This is a genomic window from Acidovorax delafieldii 2AN (genome assembly GCF_000175235.1).
In the GTDB taxonomy this organism is placed as follows: domain Bacteria; phylum Pseudomonadota; class Gammaproteobacteria; order Burkholderiales; family Burkholderiaceae_C; genus Acidovorax; species Acidovorax delafieldii_B.
The window spans coordinates 1-695 of record NZ_ACQT01000604.1 but is presented as its reverse complement, the minus strand read 5'-3'; the positions used below and the strand labels follow the sequence as shown (position 1 = coordinate 695).

1 pseudogene is annotated in these 695 nt (G+C 61.0%); it reads left to right on the top strand.

The features are described from left to right. Positions 1-342, top strand: a pseudogene (locus ACDELDRAFT_RS23320) (ABC transporter); the annotation flags it as partial. Positions 343-695: the final 353 nt, after the last annotated feature.

The following is a 695-nucleotide window of genomic DNA, read 5'->3' as shown; positions in this document are numbered from 1 at the left end:
CCGCACATCCCCGATCTCCAAGGCGCAAAGTCTCCGGCCGAGACCAAGACACCTGTGGACGCCCGGGAGCAGCGCAAGCTCGACGCCCAGGCGCGCCAGCAACTGGCCGAACGCACCCGCCCCCTCAAACGCGAAATCGAGCAGATCGACAAACGCCTGGCAGCCCTGGCCGCCGAGCGGGCCGGGCTGGAAGAGCGCCTCACGCAGGCGTTGCCGCCGGCCGATATTGCGGACGCCGGCCGGCGCCTGAAATCAGGCAACGACGAGACTGCGCAGCTTGAAGAACGCTGGCTGGAAATTTCTGCGCAACTGGAGGAAATTGCAGCGGCGACGGGCGCTTGAGAGGTAAATTTCTGTAAACATGGCTGGTATTTTCTGGATTTTTCGCAATATCGGCGCCAGTTATTAGCTATGTTTTTTGAAGCAAAAAATCTCCCGCGAACTGCGGTTGACGCGGTTGCATTTTTTTGCGTTCAGGTGTCAACCATGCCGGAAGCGGGCGCGTTGTTGGTACATCACAGGAGTTTTCCAGCATGAACACCACCGCTATCTTGTCCGCCTGGCCCGAAGACGAACGCGACCGCAAGCGCGCACCGGCCCGCCTCTGAGGGCATGGCAGCCGCTTGGCCCACCGACGCGCTCGTCAGCCCCGGCAGTCCCCCCTCTCCTTATTCCTCTCAACAAAAAACCCCACG